The 17,310-nt window shown below is 28.6% G+C and carries 16 protein-coding genes and 1 other annotated feature; of the genes, 15 read left to right on the top strand and 1 reads right to left on the bottom strand.

The features are described 5' to 3' along the window. Positions 1–362 precede the first annotated feature (362 nt). The 9 genes from ACQ3F0_RS11625 to ACQ3F0_RS11585 all read left to right on the top strand — a co-directional run bounded on the left by ACQ3F0_RS11625 (position 363) and on the right by ACQ3F0_RS11585 (position 8,686). Positions 363–1,406 (top strand): LacI family DNA-binding transcriptional regulator, encoded by a 1,044-nt coding sequence (locus ACQ3F0_RS11625; RefSeq protein ID WP_428865417.1) that lies wholly within the window; start codon positions 363–365, stop codon positions 1,404–1,406. 204 nt (positions 1,407–1,610) lie between these two features. Further along, complete coding sequence (locus ACQ3F0_RS11620) at positions 1,611–3,269, top strand: nucleoside kinase (protein ID WP_428865416.1); 1,659 nt, start codon at positions 1,611–1,613, stop codon at positions 3,267–3,269. 20 nt (positions 3,270–3,289) lie between these two features. After that, on the top strand, positions 3,290–3,970 hold the full coding sequence (gene sdaAB / locus ACQ3F0_RS11615; protein WP_428865415.1) for an L-serine ammonia-lyase, iron-sulfur-dependent subunit beta: 681 nt from the start codon (positions 3,290–3,292) through the stop codon (positions 3,968–3,970). Continuing rightward, positions 3,970–4,845 (top strand): L-serine ammonia-lyase, iron-sulfur-dependent, subunit alpha, encoded by an 876-nt coding sequence (gene sdaAA, locus ACQ3F0_RS11610; protein ID WP_428865414.1) that lies wholly within the window; start codon positions 3,970–3,972, stop codon positions 4,843–4,845. The genes sdaAB and sdaAA overlap by 1 nt, the downstream gene beginning before the upstream one ends. 90 nt (positions 4,846–4,935) lie before the next feature. Continuing rightward, on the top strand, positions 4,936–5,997 hold the full coding sequence (gene cax, locus ACQ3F0_RS11605; protein ID WP_428865413.1) for a calcium/proton exchanger: 1,062 nt from the start codon (positions 4,936–4,938) through the stop codon (positions 5,995–5,997). A gap of 54 nt (positions 5,998–6,051) precedes the next feature. Then, positions 6,052–6,381 (top strand): hypothetical protein, encoded by a 330-nt coding sequence (locus ACQ3F0_RS11600; protein ID WP_428865412.1) that lies wholly within the window; start codon positions 6,052–6,054, stop codon positions 6,379–6,381. A gap of 103 nt (positions 6,382–6,484) precedes the next feature. Further along, positions 6,485–6,913: a CBS domain-containing protein gene (locus ACQ3F0_RS11595; protein WP_428865411.1), complete on the top strand. Its 429-nt coding sequence runs from the start codon at positions 6,485–6,487 to the stop codon at positions 6,911–6,913. A gap of 178 nt (positions 6,914–7,091) precedes the next feature. Next, positions 7,092–7,976, top strand: a complete 885-nt coding sequence (locus ACQ3F0_RS11590; RefSeq protein WP_428865410.1) for a YegS/Rv2252/BmrU family lipid kinase — start codon at positions 7,092–7,094, stop codon at positions 7,974–7,976. A gap of 68 nt (positions 7,977–8,044) precedes the next feature. After that, entirely contained in the window at positions 8,045–8,686 is a 642-nt protein-coding gene (locus ACQ3F0_RS11585) for a hypothetical protein (protein WP_428865409.1), read from the top strand. Here ACQ3F0_RS11585 and ACQ3F0_RS11580 read toward each other — a convergent pair. Continuing rightward, positions 8,683–10,584, bottom strand: a complete 1,902-nt coding sequence (locus tag ACQ3F0_RS11580; protein WP_428865408.1) for a YgiQ family radical SAM protein — start codon at positions 10,582–10,584, stop codon at positions 8,683–8,685. The two genes, ACQ3F0_RS11585 and ACQ3F0_RS11580, sit on opposite strands and share 4 nt — an antisense overlap. Positions 10,585–11,444: 860 nt before the next feature. Here ACQ3F0_RS11580 and ACQ3F0_RS11575 point away from each other — a divergent pair. The 6 genes from ACQ3F0_RS11575 (at position 11,445) to nth (ending at position 17,215) form a co-directional block, all read left to right on the top strand. Then, a complete protein-coding gene (locus ACQ3F0_RS11575; RefSeq protein WP_428865407.1) occupies positions 11,445–12,707 on the top strand; it encodes a magnesium transporter in 1,263 nt (420 codons plus the stop codon). 197 nt (positions 12,708–12,904) lie between these two features. Beyond that, positions 12,905–13,567 carry a spore cortex-lytic enzyme gene (gene sleB / locus ACQ3F0_RS11570; protein WP_428865423.1) on the top strand — a complete coding sequence of 221 codons (663 nt, stop codon included), beginning with the start codon at positions 12,905–12,907 and terminating at the stop codon, positions 13,565–13,567. Positions 13,568–13,686: 119 nt separating this feature from the next. Next, positions 13,687–13,923: a binding site (T-box leader), on the top strand. 94 nt (positions 13,924–14,017) lie between these two features. Next, the gene (gene epsC / locus ACQ3F0_RS11565; protein ID WP_428865406.1) at positions 14,018–14,584 is read left to right on the top strand and encodes a serine O-acetyltransferase EpsC; all 567 of its coding nucleotides are present in this window, start codon (positions 14,018–14,020) and stop codon (positions 14,582–14,584) included. Between the two features lie 14 nt (positions 14,585–14,598). Next, positions 14,599–15,576: a tRNA epoxyqueuosine(34) reductase QueG gene (gene queG, locus ACQ3F0_RS11560; protein ID WP_428865405.1), complete on the top strand. Its 978-nt coding sequence runs from the start codon at positions 14,599–14,601 to the stop codon at positions 15,574–15,576. 130 nt (positions 15,577–15,706) lie between these two features. Next, on the top strand, positions 15,707–16,420 hold the full coding sequence (locus ACQ3F0_RS11555; protein ID WP_428865404.1) for a lysophospholipid acyltransferase family protein: 714 nt from the start codon (positions 15,707–15,709) through the stop codon (positions 16,418–16,420). 174 nt (positions 16,421–16,594) lie between these two features. Then, complete coding sequence (gene nth / locus ACQ3F0_RS11550; RefSeq protein WP_428865403.1) at positions 16,595–17,215, top strand: endonuclease III; 621 nt, start codon at positions 16,595–16,597, stop codon at positions 17,213–17,215. The last annotated feature ends 95 nt before the right edge of the window (positions 17,216–17,310 follow it).

Raw genomic sequence — 17,310 nt, 5'->3', positions numbered from 1 at the left:
AGAAGGAAATACAGAAGAAGATGGTGTATCTATACTTCCATTCTCAATGGACAAATACGCTAAAATAGCTTTAATATTCTTCTTTAGTCAATATATATTCTTAGCATTAATTAATCTTTAGAATTAAGAAACAAGCAACAAAATGATTATAAATCATTAAAATTTAAGGGAATAAATTAGTTTATCTAAGCTGATTTATTCCCTATCCTTTTATTGTTTTTAAATATTCTTGACAATGTTATTATAAAATGCTAGACTTCTTACGAAATGTAGCATGTATATGGTAAAATTATTTATAATACATAAGTAAATTGTTATAATCTAAAAATAATTACTAGCTAATGTGAAAGGAGTTCCACTAAGTGAATAAAAACGTAAAATCTTCTGGAAAATCTACTGTTAAGAATATAACTTCTAGTGAGGTTGCAAGATTAGCAGGAGTTTCTCAATCTTCTGTTTCTCGTGTTTTTAATCCTAAATGGGATAATAAAATAAAACCTGAAACACGTAAAAAAATTCTTGATGTAGCACAAGAACTAGGATATAATCCTAATGCCATTGCAAAAAGTTTACTTGTCCAAGAAACTAAAATTATTGGGATTGTTATCCCTGAAATAAGAAGTACTGTTTTGCCTCATTACTTGAACAGCTTTATATCAAAGCTGCAAAAGACTGGAAGACAAACATTTGTGTTTACTGTAGACCCAAGGCGATTAGCTGACGATGCAATAGTTCAAATGCTTAAGTACAGAGTAGATGGCATAATTGTTATATCATCTACTATATCACCCAAAATTGCTGATCAATGCTTTAAAAATAATACTCCCGTAATTTTGTTTAATCGTTATATTCCTAACATTAATGTATGTTCTGTAAGATATGATTATTCAAAAATAGGTAGCATTATTGCAGATTTTTTAATCGATACAGGGCATAAGAACATTGCTTATATATCGGGTAGTGATAGTGCATTAGTAGATTTCACTCGTGAAAAAAGCTTTACAGATCGTCTTAAAGAAAGAGGTATTAAAGAGTGGCTTATGGAAACTGGAGACTACCTTTATGAATCAGGTTGCAAAGCAGCACAACGGTTGCTTACTAGGCAAAATCCACCTGATGCAATTTTTTGTACAAGTGATACTATGGCTCTGGGAGTAATGGATGTAGCTCGCTATAAGTTGGGATTGAGTGTCCCGGAAGATGTTTCAGTAATTGGTGTCGATGATGTTGATGATGCATCAAGAATGTCTTATTCCTTGACTACAATTCGTAGCCCTAGAGAAAAAATGATTAATACTGCTATTCAATTAATGGAAGAACAATTAGAGGAGATTTCTAGTGAACCGATATCAAAAGTTTTTGAAATGGAACTTGTTATTAGGAATTCAGTATGCTTATCTAAATAAAGTATTTTTGTTAAAAAAATAAAAGAATTATTAGGGAATAAATTAGCACTAGTTAAAGCATGCGAATTTATTCCCTGTATTCTTTTGGCTGAATACGTTATTATAACAAAATTTTCATAAAGCACTTATAATTTCCCAAAACTTTTGTTATATTAATATTATGAATAAAATAAACTAGTACAATATCAAAGTCACGGAGGTTCTATGAGTAAAATAAAAATCCAAATAGAAAATGGAAAAGAAATTTTTGTTGAAAAAGGAACTACGATACACAAAATTATAAAAGATAATTCGCTTGATAATAATCTGACTGTTACATTAGGTAGATTTAACGGAAAATTATTAGAGTTATATAAAAAAATATATGATGAAGGCAAATTAGAACTAATAGATATTTCTAATGGGATAGCTATGAGAACATATATTAGAACTTTAAAATTTATATTAATTACTTCTGTATTAGAAATATTTCCTAAAGCCAAAATATCTATAGAACATTCATTAAGTAAAGGGCTTTATTGTGAAATAAATAAAGAAACTAAACTTACAGAAATAGATGTAAAAAAAATTAAGAATAAGATGGAAGAAATAATTAATGATGATAAACATATTAAAAAAAGTGAGGTAAGTAAAGAAGAAGCTATTGAAATTTTCAGAGATTATGGGATGGAAGATAAATTAAGACTGTTAAAACATTCTAAGAAGAAGAGAGTAAAATTATATTCTCTATGTGGAAGATATGATTATTTTTATGGACCAATGGCCTATTCTACTGGTATTATTAAGAATTTTGAACTTAGATACTATAAACCAGGGTTTATCTTAAGCTTTCCGACAATCCATAATCCGAATAAAATACCTGAGTTTAAGGAACAAAAGAAATTATCAAAAATATTTTATGAAACTGAAGTTTGGGGAAATATTTTAAATGTTGGAGATGTTGGGTCATTAAATGATAAAGTTGTTGATGGAGAAATTCATGAGATGGTAATGATATCTGAAGCACTTCATGAAAAGAAAATTGCAAATATTGCAGATATGATATCATCAAAGGAAAAGATCAAAATTGTACTTATTGCAGGCCCTTCATCATCAGGAAAGACAACATTTACTAAGAGATTAGGTATACAGCTTAGGGTAAATGGAAAAATACCAATTCAAGTATCATTAGATGATTATTTTGTTGATAGAGAACATACACCAAAGGATGATAATGGAAATTATGATTTCGAATCTATTTATGCTCTTGATTTAGATTTATTTAATAAAAATTTATGTGAGCTATTAGAAGGTAAAAATGTACTACTTCCTAAATTTGATTTTTTAACTGGAAAAAGAAGTTGGGCTGATAGTGAAACTTATGTACCTGAAAATGGTGTATTGTTAATAGAAGGAATACATGGATTGAATGAAATATTAACGTCTTCTATTAAAAAAGAAAATAAATTTAAAGTTTATATAAGTGCTTTGACACAATTAAATCTTGATAACCATAATAGAATAGCAACTAGTGATGTCAGAAGAATAAGAAGAATAGTTAGAGACTATTTATCTAGAGGATATGGCGCTGAAGATACATTGAAGATGTGGCCATCTATAAAAAAAGGAGAAGAAAAAAATATTTTTCCTTTTCAAGAAGAAGCTGATGTTATGTTCAACTCAACTTTGGTTTATGAATTATGTGTATTAAGAAAATATGCGTTACCTCAATTGAAGAAAATTGAAGAAACTAGTCCAGTATATTATGAAGCTAAGAGATTAATAAGTTTTCTTAACTTTTTTAAAGATGTTGAGTCTGAATTAGTTCCTGGGAATTCGATTTTAAAAGAATTTGTTGGGGGAAGTGTTTTTTATAAATATTAGTAAAATATGGTGGTGTTGATTTGAAAAATTATAGTTCATTTGATATATTAGGACCTATAATGATAGGTCCATCAAGTTCCCATACAGCAGGAGCAGCAAGACTTGCAAAGATAGCTAGTATAATAGCAGGAGAAGGTACACAAAGAGCTGATTTTTATCTTCATGGTTCTTTTGCAAAAACATATAAAGGACATGGAACAGATAAAGCATTAGTAGCTGGAATTTTAGGTATGGAACCATGGGATGAAAATTTGAGAAATTCCTTTGAAATTGCTCAAAATAAAGAATTAGAGTTTTATTTTCATGAAGATGATTTGGGTGATGTACATCCTAATACTGTGAAGTTTGAGATAAGAAAAAGTAATGGTACAAAAGTGGAAATAACAGGATCTTCTGTGGGAGGAGGAAATATAAAAATTATCTCTGTAGATGGATTAAATGTTGAGTTTACAGGAGATTACCCTACTATTATTATTAAACACATTGATAACCCAGGAGTTATAGCTATTGTTACAACAGTATTATTTCAAGCTAAAATTAATATAGCTTTTCTAAAAGTTTATAGAACAGGTAAAGGTTCTAAAGCTACAATGATTATCGAAACGGATTCAAATGTATCTACAGATTTAATTCAAAAGATTAAAGACGTGGAAAGTATAAAAAGCGTAAAATACATAAATCCAGTGGAAGAGGGAGAATAATGGGCTTTGTAAATAGCGGTAAAGAATTAATAGAAATATGCAATAAAAATAATATTAGCATTGCTGATTATACAATAAAGTGTGAAAGTAAAGAAACAGGGATAGATAGTGAAAAAATAATTATGAAAATGAAAAAGATTCTAGATGTTATGAGAGATTCTGCAGATTACGGGCTAACACATGAAACTAAATCTTTGAGTGGACTTATAGGTGGAGACTCTTTAAAGATAAGTAAATACATAGAAACGAAGAACACATTATGTGGTGATTTTTTAGTAAAAGCTATGGCTAGAGCAATATCATGTTCCGAAGTGAATGCTGCAATGGGAAAAATTGTTGCCGCACCAACAGCAGGATCTTGTGGGATATTACCTGCAGTTATAATTAGTGCAGGTGAAAAACTTGGTAAGAATGACGATGAATTAGTAAAAGCTTTATTTACTGCATCAGGAGTTGGAAATATAATTGCACAAAATGCTACTTTATCAGGAGCAGAAGGTGGGTGTCAGGCAGAATGCGGTTCTGCAGCAGCTATGGCCTCTGCTGCTGTAGTAGAAATGATGGGTGGTTCTGTAGAAATGGCTCTTAATGCAGGGGCTATTGTTATAAAGAACATTTTGGGGCTTGTTTGTGATCCAATTGCAGGATTAGTAGAAGTACCATGTGCCAAAAGAAATATAGCTGGAGCAGTAAGTGCGTTAACTACTGCAGATTTAGTAATGAGTGGAGTTAATAGTAAAATACCTTTTGATGATTGTGTAGAGGCTATGTACAGAGTTGGAAAGAGTATGCCATGTGAATTAAGAGAAACTGCTATGGGTGGCCTTGCAACAACAAAAACAGGAAAAGAATTAAAGAAAAAAATTGTGAATTAGGATTCGCAATTTTTTTTATAATATTTGTGAATAACCAAAATGTGAATATAAACATAAAATATAAGAGCAAACAATATTTATGAGGTATATATGAAAAAAATTGTACTATACATTTTATCAATAATTATTATAGTATTTTTTCACAGTGAAGAGTTTTTATTAAATTCTATAATATTTTCATTATTGGTCATTCCACTAGCTGCTGTATTAGGAAAAGGAACCTCAAATATTTCCGAGTATATAGGGGATAAAAAAAGCGGGCTCATTGCTGCTACTACAGGAAATATGCCTGAATTAATGATGGGACTATGGTCTGTGAATTATGGCATGATTGCTTTAGTTAAATCTGCATTAATAGGTTCGATAATATGCAATATGCTACTTGTTTTAGGAATATCAATATTTTGGGCAGGAATAAAATACAAAGAACAAAATTTTAATAAATTAATTGCTAGAACTAATTTTAGTATGCTATTTTTAGCGATATCAGCAATAATTGTTTTGACATCTTTAAATAGCTATAGTAATCTGGACAATCTGATATTAAGTTCTTTAAGTTTAAAAGTTTCATTAGTTCTAATAATTATCTATATTCTAGGATTAATTTTTTCACTTTTTACTCATAGGAATTTATTCTTAGTAAGTGAAATAGATGAAGATATTATAAGAAAAAAAATAAGTAGCAAGGATATGAAAAAGAAAAAGATATTAATTATTAATATTATAATATGTTCTATTTTAATATTTTTTGTAAGCGAAAGATTGATTTTTAACATAAGAGGATTAATCAATACCTATAATTTATCACAGGAGTTTTTGGGTATTATTTTGATACCTATATTAGGTAATGTTGGTGAAAATTTAGCTGCAATTATGTGTGCATTCAAAAATAAAATAAATTTAAGTCTAGAGATAGCTATTGGTTCTAGTATTCAAATAGCTTTATTTGTGACACCGGTTATTGTAGTATTCGCATATGTTACTGGCGTGAATATGGATTTAGTGTTTAATTATTTTCAAATAATCATTAGTTTAATAGCAATTGGTATTTCATTTTTCGTTTTTCAAGATGGAAAAACTTATTGGTTTGAAGGTGCAGTATTATTATCTGTTTATATAATGATTACAATGGCTTATTATTATATGGTATGAAATTATATGCAATCTAATATAATTAAATGAACAGTATTCTTAAAAGGTGATGAATTGGGACATCGAAGAGTTATTGAAATTTATTACAAGGATTGCAATAATCTTGTTACTTTACTAAATCAATTAGTTAATGCGTATAGATTGTTAATAGGTGGTGCATCAGATTTAAATAATATTGCATTGTCTAAGAAGAGCGAAGTTAAAGATGCTTTGAAAAGAGCAGAAAAAGTAGGAGATATAATTGATGATGTTATAGATGCTATTGATGAATCTAGTTCTTACTATAATGATTATTGTAAAAATAAATCATGTATCTTAAAAACAAAATTAGAGGGAGATTATATATTGACTGAAATTGAAGAAGAATTACTATTTAAGGAATAGGCTCCGTTTTAAAACAGTGTAGATAGCAGATTTATTATTAATAATTAAAAAAATATTAATAACAAAATTTATAACTGGGTATACTAAGAACGGAGGTGTTCTTATGCTAGTAAAAGATGTTATGACGAAAGATGTTGCAACTATAACTCCTGAAGATAAAGTAGACCATGCAGCTGAATTGATGAAAGAATATAATGTTGGTTCTATACCTGTGTGTCGAGGAGAAAATGTAGTAGGAATTGTTACAGACAGAGATATTGCACTTAGATCATCTGCGGAAGGAATAAACTCTAATACTCAAAAAGTTCAAGATATTATGAGTTCAAACCCTGTACTTGGTAACCCAGAAATGGATACAAAAGATGCAGCAAGAATTATGAGTGAAAGACAAATAAGAAGGTTGCCTATTGCTAATAATAACCAACTAGTTGGTATAGTTTCACTTGGTGACTTGGCGGTAGAGCCAAATTTAACTAATGAAGCAGGAGATGCATTAAGTGATATTTCAGAACCATGTAGTCCTTCAATTTAGAATTGGCTAAAGAATTATAATAAATTTTTCTTACCGATTCAAAATAAAATATTAATATAATGTTAAATTAGTAAATATTATATTAAATCTCGTCAATTTTCAATGGCGGGATTTTTCTTTAAGAGAAAATAATAGTAAAATAGAAGAAAGACTATTAATAAGAGACAGGGGAGATCTTATGAAGAAAGTTAAATTTATATATAATCCTTATTCTGGTGAAAATACAATCATTTCAAAATTAGATACAGTTATAAAGGTTCATCAAAAACACAATATTGATGTTTCTCCATTTAGAATTGGAAGAGATTTCGATTTGAGAATGGCTTTTGATAATATAGAAGAATATAAATACATATTGATTGCTGGTGGAGATGGAACTGTTGACAACGTAGTTAATGTAATGAAACAAATGAATGTTGATTTACCAATAGGAATTTTACCAACAGGGACTGCTAATGATTTTGCGAAATTTATTGGTATGTCTTCTGATGTTGAAAAAGCTTGTGAACAAATTTTAAATTCAGAAGTAACAGAAGTAGATATTGGAAAAATAAATGAAAAATACTTTATAAATGTAGCTAGTACAGGCTTATTCACAGATGTTTCACAAAAGACAGACGAAAATTTAAAAAATGCTATAGGAAAATTAGCATACTATGTAAAAGGCATAGAACAAATACCAAACTTTAGAAAAGTCAAAGTAAAGGTTACTTCAAACCATGATAATTTTGATGGTGATATGTATTTAATGCTCATATTCAATGGAGCAACTGCAGGAAATTTAGAATTTGCTTATAAATCAAGTGTCAAGGATGGACTTTTAGATGTTATTATTATAAAAGCTGGCATTATAAAAGATATAATACCACTTTTTATAAAAATGATTAAAAAAGAGCATTTAGAATATGGAAAAGGTATAGTGTATTTTAAAACAGATAGGCTATCAGTAGAATGCCATGAAGACCTAGGAACAGACATAGATGGAGAAAAAGGGCCTGGATTTCCTTTGGAAATAAGCTGTATAAAAAATGAGATTAAAATTTTAGGAGTACATAATATTTAATTTGATATGAATAAATAAGCCTTTTGATGAGTAAATATTATTAAAACAATTTTTTGAGGAAGAGTGATGTGGTCAACATTTATTTAGTTTTACTTATTTTTATGATAGTTCTTTCATTTGAAGGAATAAAAGTTTGCAATAGAAGTTCTCCACATAAGATAAAGATTTTTGCTAATATAGTATATGTTTTAGTGTTTTTTAGATTTTTGTCCCTAATGCTATTATTTTTTGCAAGTGACTTAAAATATTTATTTGTTTTAAAACCAATATTTTTTATAAATTACTTAGCTATAATTGCAGTAGCTCTAACTGTTATCTATATTTTTATTAGAAATGATAAAATAAACTTTACATATGCTTTTTTTGTACTAGGAATATTTGCAGTAATCTATAGCATTATGATATACAAATGTTCTTCGTTTATAATTACAAATACCATTTATGGCTATATTACGGAATTTTATAATTTCAGATATGTTAATTTTGGATATTTTCTTTTAATGGCATGTGTTATGATTATCATTCTAACAAAATATGATAAGTTTAGAGATAAATTTGGAATAAATATATGTATTGGGGCTGTTTTAATGACACTATTAGAATTGTCATTTTCGATATTAAACATTAGAATATTTCCTCACATTATACTTAGTGATATTTGTTGGGTATTTGTACTAAACTATGCAATTTCAAAATTCAAGAAGAGCTAATGCTCTTTCTTGAACTTTGTTTTTCTTTTACTTCTATTTGCTTTATATTCTCTGGGTTCTATATTTTTAGGTTTAGAATTTTTGTTTTTAACCTTTGGTGGGTGATTTGAAATCAAACAGTTTTTATTACTTCCTATAAGATCTTCTCTTTTAGCTTGAATTAAAGCTTTTTTAACTAATTTATAATTTTGAGGTAAAGAAAATTGTAGCAGAGATCGTTGCATATTTTTTTCAGCTTCAGTTTTAGGAACATAAACTTTTTCACCTGTTAAAGGGTTGTATTCGCAATAATACATAGTAGTGGAAAGGCTACCTGGTGTAGGATAAAAATCTTGAACTTGTTCCGGTGTATAGTTCATTTTTTTAATATATTGAGCCAATTCTATTGCAGTATTTAGAGTACTTCCAGGGTGACTAGATATTAAGTAAGGAACTAAAAACTGTTTTTTATTTAAGTTTTTATTAATTGCTTCATATTTTTGTTTGAATCTTTCATAAACAGCATTTTCTGGTTTTCCCATTAATTTTAGTACATTATCATTAATGTGTTCTGGAGCAACTTTTAATTGACCACTAATATGATGTTTGCATAATTCTTTGAAAAATGTATCATTTTTATCATAAATCAAATAATCAAATCTAATTCCAGATCTAACAAATACTTTTTTTATATTGGGTATTTTTCTAATCTTCCTTAATATATTTAAATACTCGCTGTGATTAACATTTAAATTTTTACATGGCTTTGGAGACACGCATTGCTTGTGTGAACAAGTTCCTTGTTTTAATTGTTGATTGCAAGAAACATTTCTAAAATTTGCAGTTGGACCACCAACATCGTGAATGTAACCTTTAAAATCATCTAAAGTAGTCATTAATTTAGCTTCATCTACAATGGATTTTTCACTACGTTTTTGAATAATTCTACCTTGGTGAAAATTTAAAGCACAGAATGAGCAACCTCCATAACATCCTCTATGAGATGTTATAGAAAATTTAACTTCTGATATAGCTGGTATACCGCCTTTTTTTTCATAACTAGGGTGGTAAGTTCTAGTATAAGGTAAATTATATACTGTATCCATTTCTTTTACTGTTAAAGGCATTTGTGGTTTATTTTGTACTAGATATCTGTCGCCATGTTTTTGAATAATTTTTTTCCCTCTAATAGGGTCTTGTTCATAATATTCAAGTTTATAGCTATCTCCAAAAGCTTTTTTATTTGATATGCATTCTTCATATGAAGGGACAATAACACTATTTATATAATTATCAATATTTTTTGATAAAAAAACAGTTCCTGAAATATCAGTAATATCTTTAATATCTTTACCGTAGCTTAACAAATTTGCTATTTGAACTACAGTTTTTTCGCCCATTCCATATATTAAAAGATCAGCTTTAGAGTCTATTAGAATACTTCTTCTTATTTTATTTGACCAATAATCATAATGAGCGAATCGTCTTAAGCTAGCTTCCATACCACCAATTATGATTGGTACATTTTTATAAGCTTCACGAGCTCGATTACTGTATACTATAACAGCTCTGTCAGGTCTTTTTCCAATTTCGCCTCCAGGAGAGTATAAATCCTTTTTTCTTCTTTTTTTAGAAGAAGTATAGTGATTTACCATGGAGTCCATATTACCTGAGTTTATAAGAAAACCATATTTAGGTTTACCTAATTTTTTAAAATGAGAAACATCATTCCAATCAGGTTGAGATATAACTCCAACAGTAAATCCTTCAGATTCTAGGACTCTACCAATAATAGCAGTTCCGAAAGAGGGGTGATCAACATAGGCATCTCCTGTAATAATTATGAAGTCTAATTCATCTATATTTCGTTTTTTCATTTCTTCATTAGAAGTTGGTAAAAATTCATTGTATATTTTCATTGTATATCCTCCAAATCTAGTCTTAATATTAACACAATAAAGGTTAAATATGAAGGGAGTATTTACTCAATAGAAATAAAAGACGAACTAAAACAGTGACAAGTGATAAGTTACAAGTTAATGAAAGAGATCGTTGAAGAATAACTTCTACTAATTTCATTCAAAAAACATATAGAGTTTTTAATTCAACTAATTATTTATACAAGTCCAAAACTCATAAGTACCTGAGATTTTGTACATGTATAAATAAAGTTTCGTAATAAAAATTCTTTCTTGAAGATTGCATATTTTTGAATGAAAAGTAGAACTAATTCTTAAGCCGACTCTTAGGATAATTCTCTTGTAGAAAATCTTTAACTAAGCCTTTATCATCTTCGATGATGGAACAATAAGCTTTTGCTACGCAAAAGGAATTTTTTTATCTTTTATTTAGTTAAAAGCTTTCGTTTACGAAAGGTATCCACAACTTGTCACTTATCACTTGGAACTTGTCACTATAAATTTCGAACTTCTTCGCAATTTATACTGAGTATGAAAACATTCATACAGTTCAGCATATAATATAATAAAGAAATAATTGTTGAAATTTAATCAAGTAGATTTTATAATTAAAGTGTAATAGAATACTAAATTATTTAATGTGATTTTTTAGAAGTTACTTTAGGTATAATATTTTTGTGATTAATAAAAAGAGAGGTGAAATTAATGGACGCGGGGCCTTATAGTCCGAGGTTTAGTAATGAAAATTTAATATTGGTACAGAGAAATATCTTTTTGAATAGATAATTGGATATATAAGATAATGTATATTGAATTATCTATTCTTATTGGGGTATTTCTCTGTAAGAGGAGGAATATCCATGGATAGATTGACTAGTTTTTATTTAAGTAGTGTTTTGCATAGAAAAATTTATGATGAATATGGAGATTGTATTGGTAAACTTTATGATATTTATGCAACTGATAGAAATGGTTATCCAAAAGCAATTGGATATAAAGTAAAAAAAGATGGAGAAATTTTTAATTATGAATTTCGACATACTGAGTTTTACGAAGATAATGGAAAACTTACCATTAAAATCAAAATGGCAAAGGATATTATTCCTAGAAAATTTTCCTATTTACTTTCCCAGAATTTGCTTGATAAGCAAATAGTAGATGTTAATGGAAAAAAAGTTGTAAGAGTTAACGATTTGAGATTAGCAGACATTGGAGGGGAATTAAGAGTTATTGCTGTAGAAACTGGCATTTTAGCTCTTAGTAGGAGATATAAGTTAAATGTTTTGATTCAAGGATTTTATAAAATTATTAGGAAAAAACTAACGGATACTGTTGTAATGTGGGATGATGTTGAATCATTAGAGTTCTTTGGGGACAACTTGAAAATCTCAATACCTTATAAAAAGATATCAAAGCTTCATCCTGCTGATATAGCAGACATTATTGAAGATGTTGATTTAAAGTACAGAAATAAAATATTTGAGAGTTTAGATGAGGATACCGCAGCTGATACACTTGAAGAGATAGAACCCGATATACAGGCTGTTATAGTAGAATCATTAAGTGATTCCAAAATAAAAGAAGTTGTTAATAATATGTCTAATGATGAAATTGCAGATTTGTTAGAAGAGGTAGATAATAATACAAAAGAAAAGATTTTGTTAAATCTGGAATCAGATGATGAGGAAACTGTTAGAGATTTAATGAAATATGAAGATGAAACAGTTGGTAGTGTAATGAATACTGATCATATTGCATTTAGTTTAAATATAAAAGTAGGAGAAGTATTAGAACTTCTAAGAGAAGCAAGACCAGAGGAAAAAGCCTTACACTATATTTATATTATTGACGAAGAGGAAAAAATTCAAGGAGTGTTATCTGTAAGGGACCTAATTTTATCTCATCCAGAAACGGGTATAAAAGATGTTATGGATGAAGATGTTATTACAACTAATGATAATGAAAAAATATTAAATGCATTAAAGAAATTTATTAAATACGATTTAATAGCAATTCCTGTCATTAATGAAGAAAAGAAACTTCAGGGAATAGTGGTAATAAACGATATTATTGAAGAATTCTATTCTGAAAAAGGTACAAGAGCTCTAAAAAAAGCGGTTTAACAAAAATGAATATTTAATTATGGAAGCTTTTCATTTGAAGAGCTTCTTTTTTGTTTTTTAAATATTTTATTAATTAAATGAGTAATTTTTCAAAAATTACATAAAATATTGTTGTGTTATTTAAGAAAGATTATGTATTAATTGGAGGTTTTATTGTGAAACATTTTGATAAGAAAAGGAAAGTTGTACTCTTTTTAATGCTTATTTTTACATATTCAATTACAAACTTATATTTATATCCATATAATAAGGCAATAAAGACTGTTGTATATAAGTATGGCTCAAAAGGAGATACAGTAAAGGTAATACAGGATAAATTGAAGCGGTGGGGTTATTATAATGACGGAATAGACGGAATATATGGATATCAAACATTCACTGCTGTAAAATATTTTCAGAGAAAAAACGGTCTTACTGTAGATGGAATTGCTGGAGATAATACTTTAAAAGCTATGGGTATAAGCACTAATACATCTAATTCCGCATCTTCTGGAAAAAAATCAACATCAAATCAGAGTGTTGATTTATTAGCTAGATTAATTAATGGAGAGGCGAGAGGAGAACCTTATGAAGGTCAGGTTGCTGTTGGAGCAGTAGTACTTAATAGAGTTGCAGATTCTAGATTTCCATCAACTATAGCAGGTGTTATATATCAACCTGGAGCTTTTACAGCCATTGCAGATGGGCAGATAAATGCTAAAGTAGTGCAGTCATCTGTAAATGCAGCTAGAGATGCATTAAATGGATGGGATCCATCTGGAGGAGCAGTTTATTACTTTAATCCTAACACAGCTACTAGTGCTTGGATTTGGTCGAGACCGCTGATTAAGATTATAGGTAAACATAGATTTTGTAGTTAACTTAGTCATATGTATGGTGGGAAAATAAATAATTTAAAAACTGTTGACAAATAAAAACTAACAGCATATAATAAAAACATAAATCACAGTAAAACACTGAGATATGAATTTATAAAAGTTTAAATACATTGAAAAAGGAAAGTAGTGTAAATGATGTATTCAGAGAAGAAATCAAATGCTGAAAGATTTCTATATTGAGTTTATGCGAAGTGCCCTTTGGAGTTGAATTTCCGAAAGAGTAGTAGGGAATTACGGGTTCACCCGTTATAGTGATAGAGTATTATATGTGCTTGAAAAGAGTGGGGTATTTTTATATCCAACTAGAGTGGAACCGCAAACATAGCTTTGTCTCTAAGTATTTAGAGATAAGGCTTTTTTTATTGTTTATATACCTTTATTCTTTTTAAAATCAAAAATATTTAGGCAATATGATATATAAAGGGGGATAATATGTTAAAATTTATAAAGAATTTAAAATATGATTTAGATAATATTTTGCAAAAAGATCCAGCAGCAAGAAATAGAATGGAAGTTTTTATATTATATCCATCAGTTCATGCCCTTGTTAGTTATAGATTCACACATAAACTATATACAATGAAATTATATTTTTTAGCTAGATTAATATCTCAAATTTCTAGAGGACTAACAGGGATAGAAATACATCCAGGAGCAGAGATTGGAAGAGGTTTCTTTATAGATCATGGTATGGGAGTAGTTATTGGTGAGACAACTATAATAGGGGATAATGTAACTTTGTATCATGGAGTAACATTAGGTGGTACTGGTAAAGATACTGGAAAAAGACATCCATCATTAGGTGACAATGTAGTGATTGGCGCAGGTGCTAAAATATTAGGACCAATATATATAGGAGACAATTCTAAGATAGGAGCTAATACAGTTGTTTTAAAAGATGTACCTAATGATGCTACTATAGTAGGTACTCCAGGTAAAATTGTTCGAATTAGTAATAAAAAAATTATTGACTTGAAAAAAGTTGAAATGAATGCGTGATAGGAAGGGTAAGATTGGATAATAAATCTAAAATAAAAGAATATTGCAAAGAAATAGGTTTAGATTTAGTTGGATTTACGAAATGTAGGAAATTCAACGAATTAGAATCTTATTATAAAGATTTAAAAGAAAAAAAATTTTTAAATGAGTTCGAAGAGAAAAATATTGAAGTAAAGATTAATCCTTTTAGTTTGATGAAGAATGGGAAAACTATAATGTCAGTAGCTTTCCCGTATATTTTTGATAAAGAGGAAAATAAAGGAGTGTACTTTTCGAAATACACGAGAGGTGCGGATTATCACAAAGTGCTTAAGAACTATCTAGAAAGAATTTGTGATTTTATAAGTGAGAAACTAGGTGGTGAAGCACAATATTTTGTTGATAACAATCCATTACCTGAAAGGTATATAGCGTATTTATCTGGGATTGGATTTATAGGGAAGAATAAAATGCTTATTACTAAAAAATATGGGTCGTATGTATTCTTAGGAGAAATAATTACAGATTTGATAATAGATGAAGATAAACCGAAAGAAAGTTTATGTGGTAAATGCAACTTGTGTCAAAAACATTGTCCAACTAATGCATTGGTAGTAAATAATTCGAATATTTGCTTATCATATATTACTCAAAAAAAAGATATAGAAGACAAATGGTTTTCAAAACTTGATGGTAGATTATTTGGTTGTGATACTTGCCAAGATATATGTCCATACAATAAGGAAGTACAATTTTCTGATATATTTGAGTTAAAACCATTTGATTTTATGAAAACTATTGATTATTATGATATTTTAAATTTAAAAGGAAGTACTTTTCGAAAAAAATATAAAATCACATCTTGTGGTTGGAGGGGCAAAAATATTCTAATTAGAAACATGGTTATTAATCAATTTTTTAAAGGTAACAGTGATAAAAACTCAAATTTGTATTTTGAATCAGAGTATATTAATGATTATTATAATAGACTTTTGAACAATTCCAACTTATAATATATTTTAGAGATGGTTTACTATATATAGATAAACTAATTTGTAAGTTTATCTATATTCAATGCACAATAGCAGTATATTGTGAACTGTGCACTGATAGAGAAATAGATATATGAAAGGTGGAAATATAATGATATCTCCTTGGATGACAAAAGTAATAGGAATGTTACCTAAAAGTTTAGTAAGTTTTATTTCTAGAAAAGTAATTTTAGGTTACGTAGATAAATATGCAGATATCACAGTACAAGGTGAAGAAAATTTATTAGAGGTTAAAAAACCAGCTATATACATATGTAATCATTTGAGTAATGCTGATGGACTTGTATTGCATAAAGTTTTAAATAAATATGATGATATAACTTTTGTAGCAGGTGTTAAGCTAAAAGGGAACTCACTTACTAACCTTGGGCTAAATATAGTTAAAACAACTCCTGTAAAGCCAAATACTGCAGATAAAGAAGGCATAAAAAAAATAATAAATATATTAAAGAGTGGAAATAGTATTCTTATATTTCCGGAGGGAACGCGAAGTAGAGTTGGTAAAATGATAGAAGGAAAGAAAGGTATATTGTTAATTGCAAAATTAACTAAAGCACCAATAATTCCTATTGCAATGACAGGTACAGAAAAATTACTACCAATAAATAAAGAGGGTAAAATGGAGCAGGAAAAATTTAATTATTCTAAAATAAATATGAAAATTGGTAAAATGTTTAATTTACCAAAGATAAATAAAGAGGAAAACAAGAAAGATTATGAGATAAAGTGTTTAAATACTATTATGCATAGTATTGCGGATTTACTTCCGGAAGAATATAGAGGAGCTTACTCGTCAACAAAATAAAAAACGAAATAAATCAGTGACAAGCGACAAGAACAGTGACAAGTAACAAGTTAAGGATGATTTTCTTGCAGAAAATCTTTAGCGAAGTCTTTACCTACTTCGTAGATTGGAATAAGATGTTTTGCTATCGCAAAAGAAATTATTTAAATCTTTTATAAAAAGGTTGTGATAATCATGGAACAAAATAATATTAATGAAATAATTCAGATATTAAGTGAAACTTATAAAGATGCAAAATGTGGACTTGACTATAAAACACCATATGAACTACTTATTGCTACAATTTTATCTGCTCAATGTACTGATGAGAGGGTTAATATTATTACAACAGAATTATTTAAAAAATATAATACTCCCCAATCTATTATTGAGTTAAGTGGAGAAGAATTAGGGGAATTGATAAAGAGTTGTGGATTATTCAGAAATAAGAGTAAAAATATACTTGAAGCTTCTAAAGATATAATAATCAATTATAATGGCAATGTTCCGGATACTTTTGAAGAATTAGTGAAGTTAAAGGGTGTAGGTAGAAAAACTGCAAATGTAGTTTTAGCTAATGCATTCAATATACCGGCTATTGCAGTAGATACTCATGTTTTTAGAGTTTCTAATAGAATAGGTATTGCCAAGGGAAAAACTCCGAATAAAGTTGAGGATGAGCTTATGAGGGTGATTCCAAAAGAAAAATGGAGTGAAATGCACCACTGTCTAATTTGGCATGGAAGGAAAATATGTAAAGCAAGAAAACCCCAATGTGAGGAATGTCCTATTGCTCCTTATTGTGAATACATTTAGACTTAAAGAATTGAATGAAGAAATATTTACTTCGCTAACTATAGAGATTCTACCGTGAAATTTAATTTATACATGTACCGATATCTCGGGTACTA

Origin of the sequence: Clostridium sediminicola (assembly GCF_050402865.1) — a bacterium.
GTDB classification, from domain to species: Bacteria; Bacillota; Clostridia; order Clostridiales; family Clostridiaceae; genus Clostridium_AF; species Clostridium_AF sediminicola.
This window is presented reverse-complemented; position numbering and strand designations above follow the sequence as displayed.

Excerpts from the sequence above, each read along its gene's own strand:
- nth (WP_428865403.1), top strand. The coding sequence starts at position 16,595 with ATGGAACAAAATAATATTAATGAAATAATTCAGATATTAAGTGAAACT.
- sleB (WP_428865423.1), top strand. The coding sequence starts at position 12,905 with ATGCTTATTTTTACATATTCAATTACAAACTTATATTTATATCCATAT.
- sdaAA (WP_428865414.1), top strand. The coding sequence starts at position 3,970 with ATGGGCTTTGTAAATAGCGGTAAAGAATTAATAGAAATATGCAATAAA.
- ACQ3F0_RS11580 (WP_428865408.1), bottom strand. The coding sequence starts at position 10,584 with ATGAAAATATACAATGAATTTTTACCAACTTCTAATGAAGAAATGAAA.
- cax (WP_428865413.1), top strand. The coding sequence starts at position 4,936 with ATGAAAAAAATTGTACTATACATTTTATCAATAATTATTATAGTATTT.
- ACQ3F0_RS11590 (WP_428865410.1), top strand. The coding sequence starts at position 7,092 with ATGAAGAAAGTTAAATTTATATATAATCCTTATTCTGGTGAAAATACA.
- ACQ3F0_RS11620 (WP_428865416.1), top strand. The coding sequence starts at position 1,611 with ATGAGTAAAATAAAAATCCAAATAGAAAATGGAAAAGAAATTTTTGTT.
- ACQ3F0_RS11555 (WP_428865404.1), top strand. The coding sequence starts at position 15,707 with ATGATATCTCCTTGGATGACAAAAGTAATAGGAATGTTACCTAAAAGT.
- ACQ3F0_RS11575 (WP_428865407.1), top strand. The coding sequence starts at position 11,445 with ATGGATAGATTGACTAGTTTTTATTTAAGTAGTGTTTTGCATAGAAAA.
- ACQ3F0_RS11595 (WP_428865411.1), top strand. The coding sequence starts at position 6,485 with ATGCTAGTAAAAGATGTTATGACGAAAGATGTTGCAACTATAACTCCT.
- epsC (WP_428865406.1), top strand. The coding sequence starts at position 14,018 with ATGTTAAAATTTATAAAGAATTTAAAATATGATTTAGATAATATTTTG.